The 24,086-nt window shown below is 45.8% G+C and carries 24 protein-coding genes and 1 riboswitch; of the genes, 13 read left to right on the top strand and 11 right to left on the bottom strand.

Translation table 11 applies throughout. From position 1 onward, the window contains the following. Positions 1-6: 6 nt before the first annotated feature. Complete coding sequence (locus tag IE104_RS10200; RefSeq protein ID WP_189418016.1) at positions 7-900, bottom strand: LysR family transcriptional regulator; 894 nt, start codon at positions 898-900, stop codon at positions 7-9. A 131-nt stretch (positions 901-1,031) separates the two neighbouring features. On the opposite strand from IE104_RS10200, the gene IE104_RS10195 reads away from it, so the two are divergent. Then, entirely contained in the window at positions 1,032-2,459 is a 1,428-nt protein-coding gene (locus tag IE104_RS10195) for an MFS transporter (protein WP_229837769.1), read from the top strand. A gap of 58 nt (positions 2,460-2,517) precedes the next feature. Here IE104_RS10195 and IE104_RS10190 read toward each other — a convergent pair whose 3' ends face one another. Both IE104_RS10190 and IE104_RS10185 read right to left on the bottom strand, forming a co-directional pair. Beyond that, positions 2,518-2,856, bottom strand: a complete 339-nt coding sequence (locus IE104_RS10190; protein ID WP_189418014.1) for a PilZ domain-containing protein — start codon at positions 2,854-2,856, stop codon at positions 2,518-2,520. A 46-nt stretch (positions 2,857-2,902) separates the two neighbouring features. Next, positions 2,903-3,271 (bottom strand): PilZ domain-containing protein, encoded by a 369-nt coding sequence (locus IE104_RS10185; RefSeq protein ID WP_189418012.1) that lies wholly within the window; start codon positions 3,269-3,271, stop codon positions 2,903-2,905. A gap of 164 nt (positions 3,272-3,435) precedes the next feature. On the opposite strand from IE104_RS10185, the gene IE104_RS10180 reads away from it, so the two are divergent. From IE104_RS10180 to cobO, 7 genes are all read left to right on the top strand, one after another. After that, a complete protein-coding gene (locus tag IE104_RS10180) occupies positions 3,436-4,344 on the top strand; it encodes an ROK family protein (protein ID WP_189418010.1) in 909 nt (302 codons plus the stop codon). Positions 4,345-4,418: 74 nt separating this feature from the next. Then, on the top strand, positions 4,419-5,261 hold the full coding sequence (locus IE104_RS10175) for an ABC transporter substrate-binding protein (protein ID WP_189418008.1): 843 nt from the start codon (positions 4,419-4,421) through the stop codon (positions 5,259-5,261). Between the two features lie 15 nt (positions 5,262-5,276). Next, positions 5,277-6,275 carry a FecCD family ABC transporter permease gene (locus tag IE104_RS10170; protein WP_229837768.1) on the top strand — a complete coding sequence of 333 codons (999 nt, stop codon included), beginning with the start codon at positions 5,277-5,279 and terminating at the stop codon, positions 6,273-6,275. Between the two features lies 1 nt (position 6,276). Beyond that, on the top strand, positions 6,277-7,068 hold the full coding sequence (locus IE104_RS10165) for an ABC transporter ATP-binding protein (RefSeq protein WP_189418006.1): 792 nt from the start codon (positions 6,277-6,279) through the stop codon (positions 7,066-7,068). Between the two features lie 11 nt (positions 7,069-7,079). After that, positions 7,080-7,529 carry a DUF4442 domain-containing protein gene (locus IE104_RS10160; protein ID WP_189418005.1) on the top strand — a complete coding sequence of 150 codons (450 nt, stop codon included), beginning with the start codon at positions 7,080-7,082 and terminating at the stop codon, positions 7,527-7,529. A 45-nt stretch (positions 7,530-7,574) separates the two neighbouring features. After that, positions 7,575-7,732: riboswitch (cobalamin riboswitch) on the top strand. A 134-nt stretch (positions 7,733-7,866) separates the two neighbouring features. Next, positions 7,867-9,822 carry a TonB-dependent receptor gene (locus IE104_RS10155; RefSeq protein ID WP_189418003.1) on the top strand — a complete coding sequence of 652 codons (1,956 nt, stop codon included), beginning with the start codon at positions 7,867-7,869 and terminating at the stop codon, positions 9,820-9,822. 72 nt (positions 9,823-9,894) lie between these two features. Beyond that, positions 9,895-10,515: a cob(I)yrinic acid a,c-diamide adenosyltransferase gene (gene cobO / locus IE104_RS10150; protein WP_189418002.1), complete on the top strand. Its 621-nt coding sequence runs from the start codon at positions 9,895-9,897 to the stop codon at positions 10,513-10,515. A 168-nt stretch (positions 10,516-10,683) separates the two neighbouring features. Here cobO and IE104_RS10145 read toward each other — a convergent pair whose 3' ends face one another. The 4 genes from IE104_RS10145 to cobT are packed head-to-tail and all read right to left on the bottom strand — an operon-like array spanning position 10,684 to position 13,677. After that, complete coding sequence (locus IE104_RS10145) at positions 10,684-11,295, bottom strand: histidine phosphatase family protein (RefSeq protein WP_189418000.1); 612 nt, start codon at positions 11,293-11,295, stop codon at positions 10,684-10,686. Between the two features lie 49 nt (positions 11,296-11,344). After that, entirely contained in the window at positions 11,345-11,863 is a 519-nt protein-coding gene (gene cobU, locus IE104_RS10140; RefSeq protein ID WP_189417998.1) for a bifunctional adenosylcobinamide kinase/adenosylcobinamide-phosphate guanylyltransferase, read from the bottom strand. Positions 11,864-11,885: 22 nt separating this feature from the next. Continuing rightward, entirely contained in the window at positions 11,886-12,647 is a 762-nt protein-coding gene (locus tag IE104_RS10135; RefSeq protein ID WP_229837767.1) for an adenosylcobinamide-GDP ribazoletransferase, read from the bottom strand. Next, the gene (cobT, locus tag IE104_RS10130; protein WP_189417996.1) at positions 12,640-13,677 is read right to left on the bottom strand and encodes a nicotinate-nucleotide--dimethylbenzimidazole phosphoribosyltransferase; all 1,038 of its coding nucleotides are present in this window, start codon (positions 13,675-13,677) and stop codon (positions 12,640-12,642) included. Before cobT ends, IE104_RS10135 begins: the two co-directional genes overlap by 8 nt. Before the next feature lie 66 nt (positions 13,678-13,743). Between cobT and IE104_RS10125 the strand changes: the two genes are divergently transcribed. Next, positions 13,744-15,213, top strand: coding sequence for a cobyric acid synthase (locus tag IE104_RS10125; RefSeq protein WP_189417994.1), 1,470 nt, complete (start codon positions 13,744-13,746; stop codon positions 15,211-15,213). Positions 15,214-15,364: 151 nt separating this feature from the next. Further along, entirely contained in the window at positions 15,365-16,594 is a 1,230-nt protein-coding gene (locus tag IE104_RS10120; RefSeq protein ID WP_189417992.1) for a substrate-binding periplasmic protein, read from the top strand. 12 nt (positions 16,595-16,606) lie between these two features. On the opposite strand, the gene IE104_RS10115 is transcribed toward IE104_RS10120, so the two are convergent. From IE104_RS10115 to IE104_RS10100, 4 genes are all read right to left on the bottom strand, one after another. Continuing rightward, on the bottom strand, positions 16,607-17,236 hold the full coding sequence (locus IE104_RS10115; protein WP_189417991.1) for a class I SAM-dependent methyltransferase: 630 nt from the start codon (positions 17,234-17,236) through the stop codon (positions 16,607-16,609). Between the two features lie 32 nt (positions 17,237-17,268). Further along, positions 17,269-18,186, bottom strand: coding sequence for a polyphosphate kinase 2 (ppk2, locus tag IE104_RS10110; RefSeq protein WP_189417989.1), 918 nt, complete (start codon positions 18,184-18,186; stop codon positions 17,269-17,271). A 162-nt stretch (positions 18,187-18,348) separates the two neighbouring features. After that, entirely contained in the window at positions 18,349-20,013 is a 1,665-nt protein-coding gene (gene ettA, locus IE104_RS10105; protein WP_189417987.1) for an energy-dependent translational throttle protein EttA, read from the bottom strand. A gap of 144 nt (positions 20,014-20,157) precedes the next feature. Further along, complete coding sequence (locus IE104_RS10100; RefSeq protein WP_189417985.1) at positions 20,158-21,753, bottom strand: DUF3300 domain-containing protein; 1,596 nt, start codon at positions 21,751-21,753, stop codon at positions 20,158-20,160. A gap of 274 nt (positions 21,754-22,027) precedes the next feature. On the opposite strand from IE104_RS10100, the gene minC reads away from it, so the two are divergent. The 3 genes from minC (at position 22,028) to minE (ending at position 23,976) form a co-directional block, all read left to right on the top strand. Beyond that, positions 22,028-22,798 (top strand): septum site-determining protein MinC, encoded by a 771-nt coding sequence (gene minC, locus IE104_RS10095; protein ID WP_189417983.1) that lies wholly within the window; start codon positions 22,028-22,030, stop codon positions 22,796-22,798. A gap of 108 nt (positions 22,799-22,906) precedes the next feature. Then, positions 22,907-23,719, top strand: a complete 813-nt coding sequence (minD, locus tag IE104_RS10090; protein ID WP_189417981.1) for a septum site-determining protein MinD — start codon at positions 22,907-22,909, stop codon at positions 23,717-23,719. Further along, positions 23,719-23,976 (top strand): cell division topological specificity factor MinE, encoded by a 258-nt coding sequence (minE, locus tag IE104_RS10085; RefSeq protein ID WP_189417979.1) that lies wholly within the window; start codon positions 23,719-23,721, stop codon positions 23,974-23,976. Before minD ends, minE begins: the two co-directional genes overlap by 1 nt. Positions 23,977-24,086 lie beyond the last annotated feature (110 nt).

Below are 24,086 nucleotides of genomic sequence, written 5' to 3'. Positions count from 1 at the left end.
AGTTTTTTACTCCGCTGCGCAAATATCCAACAACAATCCGCGCAACCAACGGTGTACCGGGTCGGCATCCATTCTCGGGTGCCAAATCATAGAGACGGTAAATTCTTGTGTCGCAAATGGCAGTGGAAATGTGTACATGCCCGCCCGCAAATTCCCGGTGTGACGCTCTGGCACATTTGCAATTAATTTTGACGCGCGCGCCAGTGCAATTGCCGTTGCAAAACCTCCCACAACAGTTGCGACATTGCGTTTCAATCCAAGTAGTTCAAGCGCATCGTCAATTTGTCCCTTTGCAAATCCGCGCCGCGATACGTGAATATGATTTCCCGCGGCATAATTTTCGGCTGTTATTTTTTCATTGCACAGCGTATGTCCATTAGTGACAACACCAATAAACCGGTCGCGAAAGAGTGCGCGTGTGCGCAACTCCGGGCCTGTGGTTTCATCGATAACACCCGTTTCCAAATCGACACTTCCATCGCGCAATGCACTGCTTTCTTTATTGGGTTTTTGCAAGAAGCAAATTCGCACGCCGGGCGCTTCTGTGTTGATGCGGGCGAGTAGTGCTGCACCGAAGTTTTCGACAAAACCTTCGCTGGTGCGCAGGGTAAAGCTCCGCTCCAATCGCGATAGATCCGGCGTTTCTGCCGGGCGTAACACGCTTGTGGTTTCTTGCACCAGTAAACTGACTCTCTCGCGTAACTCTATAGCTCTGGGGGTGGGTACAAGCCCGCGCCCTGCGCGAACCAACAATGGGTCGCCGGTGGTTTCCCGTAGGCGAGCAAGTGCGCGGCTCATGGCCGATGGACTTAAGCCCAAGCGTTGTGCCGCTTTAACCACACTGCCTTCGGCAAGTACGGCGTCGAGGGTAATCAGTAGGTTGAAATCGGGAGTTGTCATGCTTTGACTTTAGCATGCTTTGTATTTTGGTGTGGCGCTGTGTGCACTAATCAATTGCAAGTGCTGCGTCTTCCGCCTGTCGAAAGGCGATCTTAAGATAAATTCATCTTGAATTGAGAAGGGGATTTATCGTGAATTCGATTAGTGCAGAGCAATCAATAAACCATGGGCAGAAGTCTTCCAAATCTTGGGCAATAGCGAGCCTCGCGCTCATTATGTTGCTGTCGTCTTTGGGAACCAGTATCGCCAATATAGGTTTGCCCACATTGGCTTCAGCATTCAGCGCGTCCTTTCAGAATGTGCAATGGGTGGTCATCGCCTACCTGCTCGCTATGACCGTGCTGGTGGTAACTATGGGGCGCTTGGGCGACCTGCTGGGGCGTCGTCGTTTGCTGTTGATGGGATTGGTTGTGTTTAGCCTTGCATCGGTAGCATGTGGTTTGGCTAATGATTTGTGGCTACTGATCTGCGCTCGTCTGATTCAAGGCGCTGGCGCGGCGGCTATGATGGCTCTGACTATGGCCTTTGTGGGCGATATTGTTCCCAAGGATAAAGCCGGTAGCGCAATGGGTTTGCTGGGCACTATGTCTGCAATAGGCACCGCACTTGGCCCTTCACTGGGTGGAGTGTTGATTGCCTACTTGGGCTGGCGGGCGATTTTTCTAATCAATTTGTCCTTGGGGATTGTCGCGTTGGTAATGGCTTATTGCTACTTGCCGTCGCAACGCCCGCTTGCTGAACGTTCTCGTTTTGATTCTCAGCATTTTGATCTTGGCGGTATCTCATCACTGGCGATTGCACTGATGCTTTATTCGTTGGCGGTTACCTTAGGGCATGGCAATTTTGGTTTGGTGAATCTTGCTTTGCTCATGGGTGCAGCCTTAGGTGTTTGGGTTTTTATCGTAATTGAGAGAAGGGCAGTCTCTCCTTTGGTTCACTTGGGGCTGTTTCGTAATCCACTGTTAAACGCAGGATTTGTTAGCAGCACTTTGGTTGCAACAGTGATTATGGCCACCTTGGTCGTGGGACCATTTTATTTAACAGGAGCACTGGGGTTGAATGCTGCGGGGGCAGGGCTTTTGATGTCCGCCGGCCCCATTGTCTCCGCGCTTACGGGTGTTCCCGCAGGCCGCATTGTGGATAGGTTTGGTACGGAATCAACAAGCATTCTTGGTTTGGTCGGCATGCTCCTTGGTGCAAGTCTGCTGGTAATAATGCCAACTCATATTGCGGGCTATTTAGCGCCGCTTATCCTCATGACTGTCGGCTATGCCCTGTTTCAGGTTGCTAACAACACATCGGTAATGGCCGCGGGTACTTCTGATCAACGCGGTTTGGTTTCCGGCATGTTGAATCTTTCGCGTAATTTAGGGTTGATCACTGGTGCTTCTGTGATGGGCGCAGTCTATGCCTATGGGGTTAAAAGGGCGGGCGATATTCATTCAGAAGCTGTAGTGGCGGGTATGCATTGGGTGTTTACCCTTGCAACAATCCTGATTGCAATTGCATTGGTTGTTACTGCGTTAGCGCGGCGATTTTCAGTGCGTGTAGCAAGTTAAAATTGCGCGCTCGCTGCGAGTAAAATGTGTTGGATGAGCTGTAATTTATGAATGGTTATTATTTATTAAGGTTGGCGAGAATTTGTTTTAACAATTCAGCGTCCAATTCGCTTGCAGGTTCGTATTGAATGCCGAGCATATGTTCTTGTTGATGAACGAGCGTGCCCTCCAAATGCAAATAGGGCAGCATGCCTTCAGGAACTTGCATTTCAGGAATTTCCAAACGCAAACGAATGGGATCGCCTGCGCAGAGATTGTATTCATCCAGTAGAGCAATGCGCGCGCCGTAATAAGAAATATCCAAAACGTGAGCAGCCCATTCTCTATCTGAGCTACCTAATTCAGCAAAGGCGCGTAATGGGTAGCGCGGGCTCGCTCTGCGGTCATCATAGTTCATGCGGTTAACCTCAATAATCCACCTTAGGCTGAGTTAGTAATTAAACTTAGTTATCAGCACTGGCAATCAATTCAGATAATTCACGTTCAGCCGCCGCAGCGTCGCCGATATTGAGTTCGATAAGGCGGCGCAAATGGCTGATGCTATCTATATCAATGGACACGCAAGCCAAATGCAACTGCTCCAGTGTTTGATGCACCACTTGGGTGGACATGGCAATGCTGGTTTGGTCCGACAATATAATTTTTACGAGCAGGGGCGTATTAGGTTGTAATTGGTAGGGGCTAAGTTTAGCGAGCAACAAACCTTTTAGTGAAACATCCAATAGTTGTGCTTGCCAGTTTTTATCACCTTGCGCGATTTCCACGCGGGCATCAAAATCAATTCGGCTAAAGCGACGGCGTTCTTGAGTCATAGGCTTCTACATCGAGTCAGGGATCTATAAGATTTCTATGAGTGTAGCGCAAATGATCTAAATGGCCATTCAGCAAAGGCAAAAGGTCTTTGCAATCCGTGATTTGCGTTGTGTAACGCCAAAAACCTATAATCGCGCCTTTCCTATGTAACGGGTTTCATAAAATGACAGATTTTCGAATTGGAATAGACCTTGGTGGTACCAAAACTGAGGTGATTTTGCTGAATGGCAGTAGTCAGGAGCTGTTCCGCACCCGCATACCTACGGTTCGCGACGACTACGCCGCAACCTTGCGCGACATCGGGAGTCTTGTCACCCAAGCAGAAGCTGCCGCTGGTCAGAAGAATATTCCTGTAGGCATCGGCATTCCAGGAACCATTTCGCGCAAAACCGGTTTTGTTAAGAATGCCAATTCGACTTGGTTGAATGGAATGCCCTTCCAAAAAGATCTCTCCGCGCATTTGAGCCGAGATGTAAAAGTCACTAACGATGCGAACTGCCTTGCGGTTTCCGAAGCGACTGACGGTGCAGGTCGCGGGTCTGACCTCGTTTTTGCAGGGATTTTGGGAACCGGCTGCGGCGCCGGTGTAGCCTTTAAAGGCCAACCCATTGTTGGGCCAAATGGTGTAGCGGGGGAGTGGGGGCACAACTCCTTGCCTTGGACGCACGACTCCGAATTGGAAGCGCGCCCTTGCTACTGCGGTAAATCCGGCTGTCAGGAAACTTTTCTTTCCGGTACTGGCTTGTGCAAATCCTACGAGATGGTGACTGGCTTGAAATTAAAAGGCCACGAAATTGCCGAGCGCGCCGCGAAAGAAGAAATCCATGCCCGCCAGGTATTGGACGCTTACTTTGATCAGCTTGCGCGTGGTTTGGCGGCAGTGATCAATATTATGGATCCGGACATTATCGTGCTGGGTGGTGGTGCTTCCAATATTGCAGAAATTTACACTACCGTTCCGCAACTCCTGAGTAATTACGTATTTGGTTTTGAATGCGATACACCCATCGTTCAAGCCGTTCACGGTGATTCGAGTGGAGTGCGCGGCGCAGCTTGGTTGAATCCGTTATAATCCAGCGCAAATGAGTTCAAGGCTGGTGATTGCTAGCCTTGAATTAACCGCTCACCTGCACTGTGATTCTTTTTATGCGCAATATACGTTTTGTACTGGCTTTTGCGCTAACCTTCTTTTCCTTCATTCAAGCTACGTGTGCAGAGGAAGTTGTTACCGCGCAACGTATCGTTTCTATCAATCTTTGTTTAGATGCACTGCTCATTAAGCTCGTAGAGCCCGCACGCGTAGATTCACTGTATTACCTCTCTGCGAACCCACAATTTTCATCGGTGGCTGAGCAAGCAAAAAAATACAATTTAAATCGTGGCCTTGCGGAAGACATAGTGCCGCGCAATCCTGATTTGGTTTTGGCGGGCACTTTTACGTCGTCTGATCTCAGGGCGTTATTAAAACAGTTGAATTTTCGCGTAGAGCTGTTGGATTTGCCGCGCAACCTGGATGATATATCCACCCACATTCGTCGTTTTGGCGATTTGGTTAGCCGACCAGCAGAAGCAGAAGTTATGGCGCAAGAACTGGAGCAAAAATTGGCACAGTTAGATGAAGCACGGAAAACAATAAAACCTGTTCCCGGTTTTTGGTATTCATCCAATGGCGTGGTGATAGGTAGCGATACGGTAGAAAATGAATTAATGACGCGCGCCGGTTTTCATAATCTCGCTCTCGATAAAAATATTGTTGGATTTCGGCAGCTGGATTTAGAAGAACTTATTCTCGCCCAACCTAAAGTAATTATTCTTGAAGCCTCTGATGTGCAGGCATTTTCGCTCGCGCAAGAGTATGTGGAGCATCCTGCCTTGCGCAGCAATCATGTAAAAATTATTCGCTTGCCATCTACCTTATCCTGTGTGGCACCTGTCGCGGCAGATGCGATTGAAAGTCTAATGCAGCAGCGCAAAAGCTTGCCTTACTGATAACAAGGAACTCACGTGCAAAAAAATTCATTTCCAATTTTGATTTCATTGCTTGCGTTTGGTGTGGTGGCGACATTTATTTTTTCGCTCACTATGGGTAATGCATCAATATCAGTCGTTCAGGCGATAAAAGATTTGTTGAGTCACACACCGTCGTTGCATCAAACCGTTGTGTGGGAAATTCGCTTACCCCGTGTTCTGCTGGCTATTTTGGTGGGTGCAACTTTGGGTTTGGCGGGCGCAGCTATGCAAGGCTTTTTGCGCAACCCGTTGGCGGAACCAGGGATTTTAGGTGTTTCCAGTGGTGCCGCATTTGGTGCTGTATTAGTGTTGTATTTTGGTTTGGCAACTAGCGTTTGGTATTTATTACCTGTTGCTGCCATTCTCGGTGCTTTGGTTGCCTTGGTGCTGGTGTATTTATTAGCAGGTTTTCGCAGTAGTGTACTTTCATTAATTTTGGCGGGCGTTGCGATTAATGCAATCGCTGGGGCCATGATTGGCGTTGCATTGAATTTTGCACCCAGTTTATTTGCCATGCAGGAAATTGTTTTTTGGTTGATGGGCTCGCTCGCCAATCGCAACATACATCACGTTTACATAGCTGCGCCCTTTATTATTGTGGGTTGGGTTTTATTATTAAGTCGCTACCGTTTTTTAAATGCGCTAAGTCTTGGCGAAGAAACGGCTTCAACCTTGGGCTTTAGTCCATTGCGAGAACGCAATTTACTATTAGCGGGTTTGGCCTTGTGTGTGGGCGCATCAGTTGCTGTGAGCGGCAGTATTGGTTTTGTCGGTTTGGTGGTGCCGCATTTATTGCGGCCATTGGTTGGCCATACACCAGGGCGACTTTTAATTGCCAGTGCTTTAGGCGGTGCGCTTTTGGTACTAGGTGCAGATATTTTAGTGCGGCAACTAGATGTTGCACGCGAATTAAAATTAGGTGTGGTTACTTCATTGGTGGGTGGGCCATTCTTTTTAATGTTAATTTTAAAAACGCGTTCGCGTTGGATTTAACATGAATTATTTATCGGCAAGTAATTTATCCCTGAGCCTTGGCAACAAAACAGTTGTTGAGCACATGACTATGCATGTTGAGGCTGGTGAGTTTGTTGGTTTGATCGGCCCTAACGGTGCTGGCAAAAGTTCGCTCTTGCGCATGCTTGCTGCTTTGGTAAAACCAAAATCAGGCGAGGTCAGTCTCGCACCGCAAAATATTCCCACCTTGGTAGAAAAAATTCCCGCGCAAGTTCGCGCGCGTTTTATGGCTTACCTCGCGCAGCATGAAACACCTGCGTGGCCTTTGAGCGTAAAAAATCTGGTTGCACTTGGCCGCTCGCCCTGGAATTCTGCGGTCAATAGCAGTGCTGAAGATGAAGCTGCCATTCAACATGCGTTAACCATGACAGATATTCACACATTGGCGGAGCGCCCGGTAACAGAATTATCGGGCGGTGAATTACAGCGTGCATTATTGGCTCGTGTTTTTGCGGGCAATCCCAAATTGATTCTGGCAGATGAGCCCATTGCGGCCTTGGATGTATATCACCAATTGCACATTATGGAATTGCTACAATCCCACGCGCAGCAGGGCGGGGCAGTTATTGCAGCGCTACATGATTTAAGTTTGGCAGCGCGTTTTTGTTCGCGCTTGATTTTAATGCATCACGGTAAGCTGGTTGCAGAAGGTGAGCCCGTAAAGGTACTCACACCAGAAAATCTTGCAAAGGTATATGGTGTAACTGCTCATGTGGATTGCCGCGATGATGGCGTCGTTATTATTCCCACTAACCGCGTTGCGCATTTATAAAGGCCAATAGTATGAAAGCCAATACTCTGCGACACATCATTAATTTATGGCCACCTTTGTTTTTTAACGCCATCAAAGTAACGCGCATCACCAATAACTTTCGCGAAATAGAAATTGCTTTAAAATTGCGTTGGTACAACCGCAACAATGTTCGCACGCAATTTGGCGGCAACTTATTCGCCATGACCGACCCTTGGTACATGTTGATGCTCATGGAAAATCTGGGGCGCGATTATTATGTGTGGGATAAAAAAGCCGAGATTGATTTTATTTCCCCCGGTCGTACACACGTCACCGCAAAATTCACTCTCACCGAAGAAAAAATTGCAGAAATCCGCGCAGCAACTGCTGATGGAGAAAAATATCTGCCAGAATTTGTGGTAGAAATATTTGGTGCCGATCAGAAGTTGGTGGCACGTGTTCATCGAACCGTATATATAAAACGCAAACCGGCTAAATAGTATTTCTGCTTGACTCGCTCTCTTCAAACTCTTACCCTGCGCGCCGAGGTGTTTGACGTGCCAAATCGCTGCTTTTTTCAGCGACAGCAAGGGTCAAATTAAATGGGAAGTTTGGTGCGCTCATAGATGTAGCAAAGCCAACACTGCCCCCGCAACGGTAAATAGGCCTGTTTTATTCAGGTAATAAGTCCGATACCAGCCTCAAAACCCTATATTCACGATGTCGCGGAGGGCAACATCGGTGGAAATTCTGTGTTTTACGGGGCTGTGTAAAATTAGTCTCGCGCATTATTCCCGCTTCCCCTCCCTCATCCCATTTTTTTGGATTGAGGAAATTATGTCTTTCAAATCTTTCGCATTAACGCCTATTAGCGCGGCTTTATTGTCAATCGCGTTTATCCCCTCAGCTTTTGCTGTCGATGAAAAAATCGAAACGGTTGTGGTGAGTGCTACCCGTAGCGAAGGCCCAGCTATGCCCGTGGCTACGCAAATTAAAGTGATTGATGCCGAGCAAATTCGTTTGAGCGGTGCAACTACGATTACAGAAATTTTGCGCACGCAAGCAGGGATTCAGATTCAGGATTTGGATGGCAGTGGCGGCCGCAACGTAACTGTTGCTATGCGTGGTTTTTCCGCTAATGCATCCAGCAATACCTTGGTATTGGTTGATGGACGTAAATTAAATAATCCAAGTCTTGCAGGTCCTGCGTTAAATACAGTCGCAGTGAAGGATGTTGAACGCGTTGAAATTGTACAGGGTAGTGCAGGCGTTCTTTACGGTGATCAAGCCGTAGGTGGTGTAATTAATATCATTACGCGCAAAGCTAAAGCTGGCGATTTGAATGCAGTTGTTAGCGCAGAATCTGGCAATTACGATTTGAAAAATTACACGGCGAGTGTAAGCCAGGGTTTTAATAATGGTTTGAGCTATAACCTGAGTGCGCAAAAGCGTGAGCTTGATAACTACCGTGAAAACAACCGTTCAGAAGTGACCAATGTGTTGGGAAAAATTGCTTACGATTTTGAGCTCGGCAATGTATTTATTGAAAAGCAAAAAATTGAAGATGAGTTAGGTTTACCAGGTAATTTGTTGGCAAAAGATGCAGTTAAAAATCCACGTCACTCTAACACTCCGGACGATTACTCGAATCAAGATACAGATTTGAGTCGCGTTGGCGGCGAAGTTAAGTTTTTGGATAACTGGTCATTGTTAGCTGAATATTCAGATCGCGATGAAACCGGTGAATACCTTTACGAAGATTACGACAAAACTGACGGTTATTATCCTTACGGTAATGCCTATGAAATGCGCGTAAAAAATCTTACTCCGCGTCTTGTGGGTTCATTGCCAACCGCAAATGGTAATGCAGTCATTACTTTCGGTTATGATCAGGTAGATGCGGATTACTCTACTGAAGATGGCTACACTGACATTTCACAAAAACAGCAAGACGTTTATGCCCAGGTTATTTATCCCGCGACTAAAACGGTAACTTTGAATGCTGGTTTGCGTCACGCGAGTGTTGATGATAAAAATCGTGCTTTGTCGAACAAGCATAGCGATTCAGTCAATATCGGCGAGTTTGGTATTAATTATCAAATTGATTCTAATTGGCGTGTGTTTGGCCGCTATGCAGATGGTTTCCGTTTTGCAAATGCAGATGAAAATGGTTTTGTTGAGCCAGATGTAGATTTCCTTGAAGTGCAAACCAGTAAATCACAAGAATTGGGTTTGGCGTGGACAGCAGAATCTGCCAGCGTAAAATACAGTTTGTTCAATATGGTGGTTGATAACGAAATTATGTATGACCCTATGGCGGGCGCATATGGTGCCAATATCAACTTGCCAGAATCTGAGCGTCAGGGTTTGTTGTTTGATGGTGAGGTGCAATTAAGCGAACAAGTCGGCTTGCACGGTAACTACACTTACACCGATGCAGAATTAACCTCGGGTAGCTTTAAAGATAAAGCTGTTCCCTATGTTGCCAAAAACACTGCGAACTTAGGTATTGTATTTACTTTTATTAAAAACATTAACGTCAGTATTGATGCCAATTACATCGGCAGCCGTTATTTAGTGGGTGATAATGCCAATAGCCAAGATCAGGTTGACCCTGTAACCTTGTTTAATCTTAATATTTTGTGGGACATTAATGCGCTGGAATTAGGTTTGCGTGTTAAGAACCTGACCGGTGAAAAATATTCAGATTACGAAGGTACAAGTTGGAGAGGTACTTATTTGTATCCGCAACCTAAACAGACCTACAGCGCGCATGCAACTTACCGTTTTTAAGTTTTAGCAGCGTAAAACTAAGGGCGCGTTTATCGCGCCTTTTTTATAATGTGATTTTTCAGGAGCTATTCCATGACCGACGAAAAAGCTAAACGCCATCAGGAGCGTATGCAGCAGCGCAAAGAAATTGTGGATGCAAAAATTGCTCGCGCTACAGAGGATCGCGGTGTAGTAATTGTGTTGACTGGCGATGGCAAAGGAAAAAGTAGTTCCGGTTTTGGTACGGCTTTGCGCTGTTTAGGTCATGGCTATAAAGTCGCCATAGTGCAATTTATTAAAGGTACTTGGGAATGTGGCGAAAAGAATTTTCTAACGGAAAGTGTTTTTCGTGGAGAAAATCCAAAACTCGAATATTTTGTCATGGGCACAGGCTTTACCTGGGAAACCCAAAATGCCGAGCAGGATAAAGCGGCGGCAGAGCAAGTATGGGCTGAATGTGAACATATATTTAATGATCCGGAAATTCATTTGGTCTTGATGGATGAATTAACTTATATGCTCAACTATAAATATCTCGACAAAGACAAAGTAGTCAGCGCAATTGAGAATCGTCCCATTAGTCAAAATGTCATTATCACCGGGCGTGGTGCTAAAAAATATTTGGAAGATTTGGCAGATACATTTAGTGAAGTGAAAGCTATCAAGCACGCGTTTGATTCTGGTGTGAAAGCGCAGAAGGGAATTGAGTGGTAGTTTATTTAGTAGGGAGTCGTCATCCTCGCGTAGCGGGGATCCAGCTTTTGATTTAGATTTTTAACAACTGGGTGGCCAGCCCCGTGGATCCCCGCTACGCGAGGATGACGACTCCCACTCATAGTAGACTTTCAACAATTCAACATAACAATAATAAATTAATGCTTGTTAAAGCGGTGCACCTATCCAGCGAACAATAGGTTTTGCCCCCGCAGCATCGCTAACTTCTATCCGTGTATGTGAACAATAATCAATTCGTAGTTGTGCAAACAGCGGCGACTCCAGCGGAATTTTTAACAACGCTGCTAGCACCATACGTATAGTGCCACCGTGGCACAGAATTAATGTGTGATCACAGTATTGCTGTGTTTGAATATCCTGCCAACTTGTATTAATTCGGTTATAAAATGTTTGCAAGTTTTCACCCTGAGGCGGTGAGATATCTAATGGTGATTGCCAAAATTTTTCCAATGCAGGCCATTGGTTTTGTAATGCATTGAAATCTACTCCATCCCAATCGCCAAAATCACATTCTTGTAAATCAGGTTCCAGGAATATGGGCAGTAAATGGTGGGTGGCGAATTCTTCTGCCGTTTGTGCGCAACGCTGTAGTGGCGAGCTAAAAATAAAATCTATGGGCGTTTCTTGATGCAATCGTTCCAGCCCTGCTATTAATTCTTGCCGCCCGCGAATACTGGAAGCTATATCAGTTTTGCCATAAAGCGCTGCCGGGCCCTCGACCTTGCCGTGGCGAACAAAACTGAAATAGCGTGCTTTCATAGCAGTCTTCCTCGGGAACCGCTGAAACATGTTTGCGAATAATTTTTCATTAGGCTTGTTTCAATACTAGCGGCAAACCTGCAACCGTAAAAATGACTTGATCGGCAACTTGTGCCAAGAACTGGTTCAAACGCCCGGCTTCATCCACAAATTGGCGAGTGACCTCCCCCAAAGGAATTATGCCCAAACCCACCTCATTGCTAACTAAAATAATTTTTGCTGGCGAATCTTTAATGGCTTCTACTAATTCTGAGAATAGCAGAGAAAAGTTTTGCGTGGAGTCTTTATAGAGTTGGTTGTTAAGCCAGAGTGTCAGGCAGTCCACTAAAATGGTATGTTCTTTTTGGGCTTCGTTTTCTAATAAGTTAGCCAAATCGAGCGGGCATTCATGGAGCGCCCAATCTACAGGGCGGCGAGTTTGATGGTGAATAATACGTGCTTCCATTTCGGCATCTAACGCTGTTGCCGTGGCCACATAAGTTACCGGGAGCTGACTATTTATCGCAAGCTGTTCCGCGTATTTAGATTTTCCCGAGCGGGCGCCACCTATCACCAATGTTATGCTCATGTTTATCTCTTTGGGTTTTAAATTAGTAGCCTTGACTGACTAATAATAAATAAATACACAATTCCGTAACCTGTTGCGATGCTCCCAGGCAATCACCGGTAACGCCACCTAAATGACGATTGAAATAGATCTGTAAGAGATAGCGTAAAACAACCAGCAGCAATAACAATAATAAAAAGGTTTTGATGCTGATTAGAAAAATAACGGGAAGGCCGCAGGCTATCAACACCAGCATATCTAAACGCGACTGGGTTTTCGCAAGTGGTTTTACTTTTTCGTTTTCGGGCGAGCTGGCGCTGGGCATGGTGAACAATAAACTGCTGGCGAGCATGCGGCTTAATGCATAAGCAATACATAAACAAAGGATAATCTGGGTTGTTTCTTGCAACAGAATGAATTTACCCACTAATGCCATCAGTAGCGCACAAGTACCGTAAGTGCCAATGCGGCTGTCTTTCATGATTTCCAATTTGCGTTCACGGGTAAATCCGCCGCCTAATCCGTCGGCAGTATCAGCTAATCCATCCTCGTGAAACGCACCGGTCAATAAAAGACTAAATAACATGCACAGCCAAATACTGATGTTGGTAGAAAAAAATTGATGGCTGAGAAAATAAATTCCACCAACACATAAACCTAATAACCAACCGACCAATGTGAAATAGCGGCTGGCGTGATTCAAATTTTCGGTGCTGTACACAACCCATTTCGGCATAGGGATTCGGCTGAAATAACCCAACGCCAGAAAAAATAAATTGAATTCATCTTGTATGGCTTTAAGCATCAACGGTGATTCCAGTGCTCGCAAAGGTTGCCATGTCGTTGTAAAAACTTTCGGCAGCTTTTAATAACGGCAGCGCCAAAGCAGCGCCAGTGCCTTCACCTAAACGCAAGCCTAAGTCCAGTAAGGGTTTGGCATTAAGTTTTTTAAGCAATATCTGGTGTCCCTGTTCGTGGGATTTATGTGCAAAAATCATGTAATCCCTGGCAGCGGGATTTATTTCTATTGCAACCAAAGCAGCGGTAGATGCAATAAAGCCATCCACGACAATAGTTTTTCCTGCTTGAGCAGTTGCTAGCATAGCGCCGCAGATTTGTGCAATTTCAAATCCGCCGACTTCACTTAAAAGATATAGGGGTGCTTTAGATGAAATACGTTTTAAACCCTGTGTAATTAACTGGATTTTTTTCATCAATTGTTCATCGCTAATACCCGTGCCTCTGCCGCAACAATGTTCGACAGGTTCGCCAGTAATGGCGGCTAATAAAGCGGCAGCTGAACTTGAATTGCCAATGCCCATTTCACCGAAGGCAAGTGTATTAAATCCACGTTGGATAAAATCATTGGCCAGGTTCGTACCTAAATCAAGTGCACGTTCTGCATCTGCAATACTCATTGCCGATGTATGCGCAAAATTATTTGTGCCTGAGCCAATGCGCTGGCTAATTAAATCCTTGGGGTAAGGCTCTATGGGATATTTTATGCCTGCATCAACTACAAATAGCGGCAGGTTTTGTGTGCGACAAAAACAATTGATAGCGGCGCCACCCTGCAAAAAATTCAACACCATTTGTTGGGTGACAATACTCGGTGCTATGCTCACGCCTTCGTCGGCAATGCCGTGATCCGCTGCAAAAACAACCATCACTGGGTTAATATTAATTTTTGGTGTTTGCTGGATAAGTGCAATTTGTGTTGCCAATATTTCCAAATCGCCCAATGCGCCAAGCGGTTTAGTTTTTTGATTGATATTCCCGGTAATGACAGTTGTGTTAGTAGTGTTTAACGGCTTTATATCCCACGAGCTTGTCATAATATTTCCAGCTAATACGAGTTGGGTCAGTTATTTTAGGTTTGTAGAAATTGGTTTTGTATAACGATGTCTAATTCTATCATGATTCAGGGCACCACTTCAGATGCTGGCAAAACAACGCTAGTGGCTGCGCTCTGTCGCATATTAAAAAATCGCGGTGTTTCAGTTGTTCCGTTCAAACCGCAAAATATGGCTTTGAATTCTGCAGTGACTATCGATGGGGGCGAAATTGGCCGTGCACAAGCTTTGCAGGCGCAAGCAGCAGGTTTGCAGCCGCACACGGACATGAATCCGATTTTAATTAAGCCTACAAGTGATACCAAGGCGCAAATTATTATTCAGGGGCGAGCCGTCAGTGATATGGACGCAGCGGTTTATCATGACTATAAAACCCGCGCCATGGATGCAGTGTTGGATTCTTACCGACGTTTGCAAAACCAATATGATGTAATTGTGGTAGAAGGAGCGGGCAGCCCGGCAGAAATTAATTTACGCGACCGTGATATTGCCAATATGGGTTTTGCTGAAGCTGTTGATTGCCCCGTCATTATTATTGCGGATATAGATCGCGGCGGTGTATTTGCGCATTTGGTTGGCACTTTGGATTTGCTAAGTCCCTCTGAGCAAAATCGCGTAATAGGTTTTGTGATCAATCGTTTTCGCGGCGACCTAAGTTTGTTGCAATCGGGATTGGATTGGCTGGAACAAAAAACGGGAAAACCTGTGTTGGGTGTCATTCCCTATATTCACGGTTTAGTGTTGGATGCTGAAGACGCACTTGAGCGAAATGTCGCGACTAAAGCCAACACTAAAATTCGCGTTGCGGTTTTAGTATTCCCACGTATTTCCAACCACAATGATTTTGATGTGTTGCGCTTGCATCCCGATGTTGAGTTTTTTTGGGTTGGGCCAGAGCAAGTAATTCCGCCTGTTGATTTAATTATTTTGCCCGGCAGTAAAAATGTGCGTGCGGATTTACATTTTTTGCGTGCTCAAGGCTGGGATAAATCAATCGCCAAACATTTGCGTTACGGTGGAAAAGTAATTGGTATTTGTGGTGGTATGCAGATGTTGGGCGAATCGATTGATGATCCATTGGGTGTGGAAGATATTCCCGGTGACACTCCGGGGTTGGGATATTTGGAATTAAGCACTGAATTGACTGCAGAAAAAATATTGCGTCAACAGGAGGGTGTTCTGTGGGATTTAACTACACCCATTCAAGGTTATGAAATTCATTGTGGTGTCAGTAGCGGCGCTGCACTTTCACGTCCTGCAGTTTATTTTAAAACAGTTGACAACTTGAAGGTTCCTGACGGTGCAGTAAGTGTAGATGAGCAAGTAATGGGAACCTACTTGCATGGGCTTTTTGATTCGAAAGAGGCTTGCAGTGCAATTTTAGGTTGGTGTGGTGCTGAAAATATTGTGGTTATTGATCTTAATCAGCTGCGTGAACAGGCATTGGATAAGCTTGCCGCCTGTGTATTGGAATCCATCAATATGGAAGCCCTAAATATGGAAGTCTTAGGCTTATAATAAAACTGCACATTAACAATCCGTTACATAAATTTGTAAACCTAAGAATAAAAACTCGCAATAGAGTGTAATGTTGCTCTAAACCTTATCTACACTAGAATAAATAAGTTCTTCTGAGCTACGCATTTAATGGATATACGGACGCCTTGCTATGAAACTTCTGTACATCTTGACAGCATTATTATTGGCTAACTCGGTCTACGCGGCTGAAGTAGAAAAACCCTTTGTGGTTTTGGGTACTAATGTGTTGCAAAAGAAAACGCAGCAAGCTGGCGATTTGGTTCAGGGTGGTTCTGTTGATCACGTAAAATGCATTTTAGAAAAGATGCAAGTTAAATACGAAATCCGTTCTTTGCCGTGGCGTCGCGCACGGCAAGATGTTCATTCCAGTGTAATTGATGGCTTCTTTACCGCCGTTGCTATTGATGATGCCAGCGATTTTGCTACGTTTTCTGCCCCCCTTGTTTTGGAAAACTGGTATTGGTTTTGGCGAACCGATATGACGGCGCCAACTTCGTGGAAAGAGCATTTTCAAATAGGCGTGATTCTGGGTAGCCAGCAGGAAGCGATTTTGAGTAACGAAGGCTATAGCGATTTTGTAACGGCTAATAATATTGAGCAGCTGGTAAAACTTTTATTTAGCAAGCGAATTGATGCAGTGCTGCTGGATAAAGAGATTTTTGAAAAAACAACAGAAAAAATGAATGTATCTTCCCGCGATTATAAATCGCGTTTCTTTCGCTACATGCCTTTAGGTGTTTATTTTGGTGTGCCTTTTTTAAGCCAGCAGCCAGATTTTTTAAGCGCTTTTAACAATCGTATCAGCTCTTGTTCAACCCAGGGATTTGATTTGTCTGCTAGCGAAAAAGATGGTATCCAAAAAATGATTTTTCCCTGGCTGCAAAAAATTAGGGGCAATAAAGATATTATTGCGGCGGTTATCCAACAAAATGCGGCCAATAAAAGCAAACCAGTGAATCAGTTAAAGCTAATTGATGAGCAGTGGCAGCTTGCCTTTAAAGTTAATAATTTAAATTTCCCCAAAGCTGTGGTTAACCAAACTATATCGCATTTGTTGGGACAATTTACCGCGAGTTCAAAAGATTTGTTATCTGAAATTATTGTAATGGATGAACGGGGTTACAATGTAGCCGTTGCCGATATGACGTCAGATTACTGGCAGGGAGATGAAGAAAAGTTTACGCAGGTATTCAACATGCCTGCGCAAACTATTTATTTTGATAAGATTAAGTACGATGCTTCTTCCAAACGCTTTCAGGTTCAGGTGAGCGCACCTTTGTTGCATCCACAAACCCAAAAATCGATTGGTGCAATTACTTTGGGTGTGGATATTGATAAGGCCTTGTCCCAGGTTCACTAGTTCGTAACTGAATTACTTATTAAGTGTAACTACCATTAGACTGCCTTCAAACTTTTTCGGTTCAATCGCATACCACATCAATAAATCGGTTGGCCAACGTTTTTCACACTTATCAATCAAGGCTAAAAAGGGGCTGCGGCCTGGGTCAGCCAATACAACTTTTTTTACGCCTGCTTGTGCGGCACGTTTGAGCATGGCAAACCATTCGTCGGCGAGTTCATCCCAAAAGCAAATATCGCCGCCGACAATCACATCAAAGTTCTCCAAATCTTTTTTCTTCATGTCCTTCATGGCGCAAGTCAGTTTGGAAACTTTTACATCGTTGAATTCTGCCTGCGCATCTAAAAACGCAAACACATCGGCATCAACATCCATACCTGTAACCTTGCAGCCTTTGCTGGCAAAGAAAATTGACGTTGGTCCCCAGCCACAGCCTACATCCAGAACGCGCATTTTTTTTGTAGGCGCGTGGTAGGTAAAATAATCCATGAGTAGATAACTTGAATCCCAGTGTCGGTCGCCGTGCACGCTGGGCGAAACTTCCTTTTTAATTTTTTTAATTTGTGGATGCTTTTCGTTAAACAACCAAATGCCGTAAGCACCAAGCGTGTGTTTGTCGGGGGGAGCAATAAGTTCGGGCACAGTAATTCCTTCGTCAGCTGTTGAGTAAAAGATTAATAAATATCGGGTACAAACATATCTTTGGGAACGGGCCTGCGGGCATAATCTTCATGATATTCGCGCTCAGGTAAATCAATTGTGGGGCGTTTTATTTCTTCATAAGGCATTTGTTGCAACAAATGATGTATGCAATTCAAGCGAGCCTTTTTCTTATCGACCGCTTCAACAACCCACCAAGGCGCCTCTTCAATATGAGTCCGCTCCAGCATAATTTCTTTGGCTTTGGTGTAGTGCTCCCAGCGCCTACGCGATTCCAGATCCATGGGGCTTAGCTTCCATTGCTTTAAAGGATCGTGAATGCGGCCAAGGAAGCGTAAATTTTGTTCCTCGTCAGAAATCGAAAACCAATATTTGATAACTTGAATGCCGGAGCGAACGAGCATTTTTTCGAATTCGGGTACTGATCTAAAAAATTCTTCGTATTGCTCGTCGGTGCAAAAACCCATGACGCGTTCAACGCCGGCGCGGTTGTACCAGCTACGGTCAAATAATACGATTTCGCCCGCCGCCGGTAGGTGCGATACATAACGCTGAAAATACCATTGTGTGCGTTCACGTTCGTTGGGTGCTGGCAACGCAGCAACGCGACAAATGCGCGGATTGAGTCGCTGGGTTATGCGCTTTATAACGCCACCTTTACCGGCAGCGTCGCGCCCCTCAAAAATAACAACAACTTTGTGGCCCGTGGCCGCTACCCAATCTTGCAATTTCACCAGCTCGGCTTGCAGGCGAAAGAGTTCGCGAAAATAAAGTTGACGATATTCTTTGGATTCCGGTGACTGAGTGGGTGAATCCAGATCGTTGTCTTGAAAATAAATACGATCCTCCATCTCCAACTCAAGCTCCTCATCGTAGCTATCGAGAAAGTCGTTATGGATTCGCTGTACAAGTTCTGCATCAATAAAGCTCATAGGAAAGCCTCGGCACTGTTGCTGATGCTCCGAGTTTATGTAGGAATTGTTACAGTTTTGAAACAGGCGCCAATTGTTTACTCAAAATTACAACCAAAAAAAATGCACAGACACTTACGTGAGCTGTGCATTTTTTACGCCAAGGATTTATTTAGAAAAAGATTAGGCCTTAAGCGGTTTGTACTTCATACGCTTCGGCTGGGAATCATTGCCTTTACGTTTTACCAAATCTTCGTGGTAGTCGGTGTAGTTGCCTTCAAAGAAAACGATATCTGATTCTCCTTCATACGCGAGGATATGAGTCGCGATACGGTCGAGGAACCAGCGATCATGCGAGATTACCAGTACACAGCCTGGGAATGCGAGGATTGCATCTTCCAGTGCACGTAAGGTTTCAATATCCAAATCGTTTGAGGGTTCGTCGAGTAAGAGTACGTTTGCGCCTTGTTTTAAAGTATTGGCCAAATGCAAACGGCCGCGCTCACCACCAGACAATTCGCTTACGCGTTTTTGTTGGTCAGAACCTTTAAAGTTGAAGCGGCCCAAATAAGAGCGCGAGCTTACTTCGTAGTTACCGATTTTCAAAATATCGGCGCCGTCAGAAACTGCTTCCCATACAGACTTTTTATCGTCCAGGTTTTCGCGGCTCTGTTCAACGTAAGCCACTTTTACGGTATCGCCCAAAGTCACGGTTCCGCTATCTGGCTTCTCAGTACCGGAGATCATGCGGAAGAGGGTTGATTTACCTGCACCGTTACCGCCCACAATCCCGACTACTGCACCTTTTGGAATGCTGATGGAGAGATTGTCGATCAACAAACGGTCGCCGTAACCTTTGCTCACGTTTTGCAGCTCGATCACTTTATCGCCCAAGCGCTCACCTGGCGGAATGTAGATCTCGTTGGTTTCGTTACGCGCCTGGAATTCTTGCGATTGCAATTCATCGAAGCGAGCGAGACGCGCCTTGCTCTTGGCTTGGCGGCCTTTTGGATTCTGGCGAACCCATTCCAATTCGGTTTTCAATGCTTTTTGGTGAGCGGCTTCTGAGCGGGCTTCTTGCTCTAAACGGGCATCTTTTTGCTCCAGCCAGCTGGTGTAGTTGCCTTCATATGGAATACCGTGGCCACGGTCAAGTTCCAGAATCCAGCCTGCGGCGTTATCGAGGAAGTAACGGTCGTGGGTAATGGCCACTACGGTGCCGGTAAAGCTGTGAAGGAATTGTTCCAGCCAGTAAACAGATTCAGCGTCCAAGTGGTTGGTTGGTTCGTCGAGGAGCAGCATGTCTGGGCGCGACAGGAGCAAACGGCATAGGGCTACACGGCGGCGCTCACCACCAGACAATACGGTTACGTCAGCATCCCATGGTGGGAGACGCAATGCGTCGGCAGCAACTTCCAAGGTGTGTTGCAGGTTATGGGCATCCCAGGCTTGGATGATGTCTTCGCACTTGGCTTGTTTCTTTGCCAAGTCATCAAAGTCTGCATCGGGTTCAGCGTAAGCTGCATAGATACGGTCAAGTTCAGCCAAAGCATCTACAGCTTCACGCACGCCGTCTTGTACGTTGCCTAATACGTCTTTAGCTGGGTCGAGTTGTGGTTCTTGTGGCAGGTAACCGATTTTGATTCCCGGCATTGGGCGGGCTTCGCCGTTAAAATCCTGATCTACACCTGCCATGATTTTCAGAAGCGTTGACTTACCTGATCCGTTCAAACCTAGTACACCGATTTTGGCGCCGGGGAAGAAGGAGAGGGAAATATCTTTAAGAATTTCACGCTTGGGCGGGACAATTTTGCCAAGCCTGTGCATGCTAAATACGTATTGAGCCATGGGGCTAACCTCGTTCGGGCAGGGGATTTTATAAAGCGCGTACTATAAAGAATGCGGGGGCGAGAAGGAAGCTAAGCGGGTAGGGATAGGCTGCAGCACAAATAAAAAAACCTCGCACTGGGCGAGGTTTTTATCTTCTATTGCTTATTTGTTGTCGTCATTTTTATCGCGTGAAAAGCGCGGGTTATTGTGTGCTCGTTCGGCTCTTTGCTGAGGCTGACCGCGCCCTTCATTGTCATTCCGGGGTGGCGAAAACTCAGCTCTTCGCACTTCCTGCCGCTCCATTTGGCGCTCAACTCTGGGTTGCGGTTCGCTGATGCGCTGCTCTTGTGCACGTTGCACGGGGCCAGAGAAATTGGGGCGGCGATCAGCATCATCCGTCACGATCCGGCGCTCTTGATCAATATTGAGCCGGTTATTGTTGTTTACATCAATGCCTCGTTCAGATTGTCTGCCTTGCTCCACGTTGCCACGGTTGCGACCGTTTTCCTCGGTGCGATTGAATGAGGGAGAGATATTATTCTCCGTGGTTACTTGTTGCTGTGCCTGATTTTGCACGCGAACACCGCGCGCGTCGGTATTGCCTCGCAACGGACGATTGTTGATGTTGTTATCGCGATCATTACTATCGCGGTTCAAACGCTCGCGTACTTGATCAGCACGATCATAGTGGCCGTTAGGATTGCGGTTTTCATTTCTGTTATTGCGGTCATGATTACCGTTGTTATCCCAGCGGTTGTCATCATCTCGCCTGTCGTTGTCGCGCTTCCAGCCGTCGCTAATACGTGGGTTTTGATTCACGCTGTTATCGCGATGTTGTTGACGATAGTCGCGGTCGTTTTGATAGGACTGGCGGCGGCTGCCATAAGTCTCACGCAAATTGTTGTTGTAATAAGCCACACCATGTCTATGCGCGGGCTCGTGACGCCAGAGGCGTGCACTTGAATGACCCACAATGCTTCTGCCGGTGTAAAAACGTGTGTGTCCGTCGTAATGATGGTGATGATCTACAACCACTACGCGACGGTCACGCCAGCGGCACGAACTATAAAAGTAGGTTGGGCCAAGGTAAATACTGGTGCCCCAGTAAAAGCCGGACACGTAGGTATAGCTGCTTGGGTAGTGCCAAAAAACCGGTGGATAATCCGGCCACCACCAGTTGCCATAAACAACACGGGTGTCGTACACGGGCACGTAAACTATGCGTTCCTCTGCCGGTTCAATAATGATGTTGTTGTCATCACGCTCAACGGTAATGTGCTGTGCTTTTTCCAAATTGCCTGTGGCATAAGCGCGTTTGCGCAGTCTTTGTACTGCATCCATAACGGCTTCTTCGTCACTTAAAAATGCGTCGCCCAAACGTTGAGTCCAATCTACGTCTTCGCTCATGCGCTTCAAAATGTCGGGAAACGCGACCAGTGCTTTTACGCTAGGGTCCCAATCTTTATTTTGAGCAAATTTGAGGGCATCTTCAGTTTTGAGATCTTTATTGCTGCGCACCCAACGGTCAGCCTGGATAATTTCCAACGGATAAGTTGCAGCAATGAGAACTTGCGAAAGCAGTGCATCGGGGTAAAGAGCGATTGGTGCGAGCATTTGGTCGAGTTCAGCTTGGCTGAATTCTACGTCCTCTTGATTTGCAGCCTGGCTTACAGGCGCCATCATCAGAAGGGGAATGACAGTCAGCAAAGCCAGAACAGCTTTGTGTAAAGATTTTGCCAAACTCATCGGGAATTTCATGTGATTTCTCGTCTTATGTCCAGTTGGCGGGCTCGCTGCCTTATCAGGATAAACGCTGCGAGGCAAAGGCGTTAAGCCCAACTTGGGACTCTGACACCTTAGGCTCTTTATAAGTTGCGACGCCTTAATCCGGCCTGAATGAAACCCAGGCTGCATGCGGGGCAGAATCATGGAATAAGCCATGCTAATCAGCAAGCGCTTTATCTTGACTAAAACTCCAGCAGCTTGATAATGGCGGCCTTATACAGATTGAATGCAGGCAAGAGAGTCCCTAATGATAGATGTGAGTTTTCAGCTTAAAGGCAGTGCCCTGACCGTGGTGGTGCTGGCTCTGGTTGAATATAACCCCGATACGCTCGCGGTAGAATTGAAAGAAAAGATTGACCAGGCACCGCATTTTTTTGTGAATTCGCCGGTACTGATCAGTTTGGAGCGTTTGGAAAACCCTGAAAATTGCACAGCGTTACTTGCCAATGCCGATAGCTTGATTCAAATTTGCCGAAAGCTGGATTTGCAGCCTTTAGGTTTTACCGCTGTACCGGAAGCACTTTTAGCAAGCGTTCAAAAAACCGGTTTGGCGATTTTGCCAACACCATCTGAGCGCGCTTTAAAAATTCCTGCTGCAGCCAAAACGAAAGCGCCGGAAACTATCGTTGAAACCCGTGTTGAAACCGTAGTAGAAACTGTTATTGAAGAGCGTGTAGTGCAGCGTATGAGCCGTGTTGTCACACGTCCTGTGCGGTCTGGCCAACAGATTTACGCCGAGGGAGCCGATTTAATTGTGCTCGCCCAGGTAAGTGAAGGTGCGGAAGTCTTAGCGGATGGTCATATCCACATTTATGGCACTTTGCGCGGTCGTGCTTTGGCTGGTGTGAAAGGCGATGAAAGCGCGCGAATTTTTTGCCAGAATATCGAGGCCGAATTGGTTTCAGTCGCGGGCAATTTTATGTTGCAAGATGCCTTACCAAAAGAATTATTAAAAAAGCCGGTGCAAATTTCGCTTAAGGGCGAGAAGGTTGCCGTTGAAGCCCTTGTTAGTGCATAAACTGTTGAGTGTGTAATCCAATAGCTCATAAAAACTAGTTCGTAATCCATTTAAAAATTAAAATTATTTTTTTCACTTTAAGACCATAGAAAATTTAAGGAGCCTACCTTGGCTAAGATTATTGTTGTTACATCGGGTAAAGGCGGTGTAGGTAAAACTACTTCCAGCGCAGCAATCAGTACAGGTTTGGCAATGCGTGGCCACAAAACTGTGGTTATTGATTTCGACGTGGGTTTACGTAATCTCGATTTGATTATGGGCTGTGAGCGCCGTGTAGTTTACGATTTTGTAAACGTCATTAAAGGCGAATCCAATCTCAGCCAATCACTGATTAAAGATAAGCGTACAGATAACTTATACGTTTTACCGGCTTCACAAACTCGCGATAAAGATGCTTTAACCAAAGAAGGCGTTGAAGCGGTGTTAAATGATTTATCAAAAGATTTTGATTACATCGTTTGTGATTCACCTGCGGGCATTGAGCAGGGCGCGCAAATGGCATTGTACTTTGCCGATATCGCGATTGTAGTAACAAACCCTGAGGTTTCTTCTGTTCGCGACTCAGATCGTATTATCGGAATCCTGCAATCCAAATCGCGCCGTGCAGAACAAAATCTTGAGCCAATCAAAGAACATTTGTTGTTGACTCGCTACAACCCAACTCGTGTTGCCGCTGGTGAAATGTTAAGCGTGGGTGACGTAGAAGAAATTTTGGCAATTCCTTTGCTGGGTGTAATTCCAGAATCAGAAGCTGTACTCAAAGCCTCTAACCAGGGCACGCCAGTAATTCTTGATGAAGAGACGCAAGCTGGCCAAGCCTATAACGATGCTGTAGATAGATTGTTGGGCAGTGATCTTCCACATCGCTTCCTTGAAGCGGAAAAGAAGGGTTTCTTAGCGCGTTTGCTGGGAGGTAAATAGTGAGCCTTTTTGACTACTTTAAAAAGAAAAGTGCACCAACATCTGCATCCACTGCAAAAGAGCGTTTGCAAATTATTGTTGCGCACGAACGCAATAAAAGAAATTTAAAGCAACCAGATTTCTTGCCGCAAATGCAGCAGGAAATTATTGCGGTTATCCGTAAGTATATTCATATTGAATCAGACCAAGTGGTTGTCAATTTGGATAACACGGATAATTGCTCGGTATTGGAATTGAATATCACCTTGCCAGAATAAGAGCAGGTGTTATTGTTTCTCAAAAGGAAGGTTGCCGTTTTGGTAGCCTTCCTTTTTTTTTCAGCTTCGCGGTGTATTACTGCTTTTTGAAATCAGTTAATGAGGGAATC

The organism is Cellvibrio zantedeschiae (genome assembly GCF_014652535.1).
In the GTDB taxonomy this organism is placed as follows: Bacteria; Pseudomonadota; Gammaproteobacteria; order Pseudomonadales; family Cellvibrionaceae; genus Cellvibrio; species Cellvibrio zantedeschiae.
This window is presented reverse-complemented; position numbering and strand designations above follow the sequence as displayed.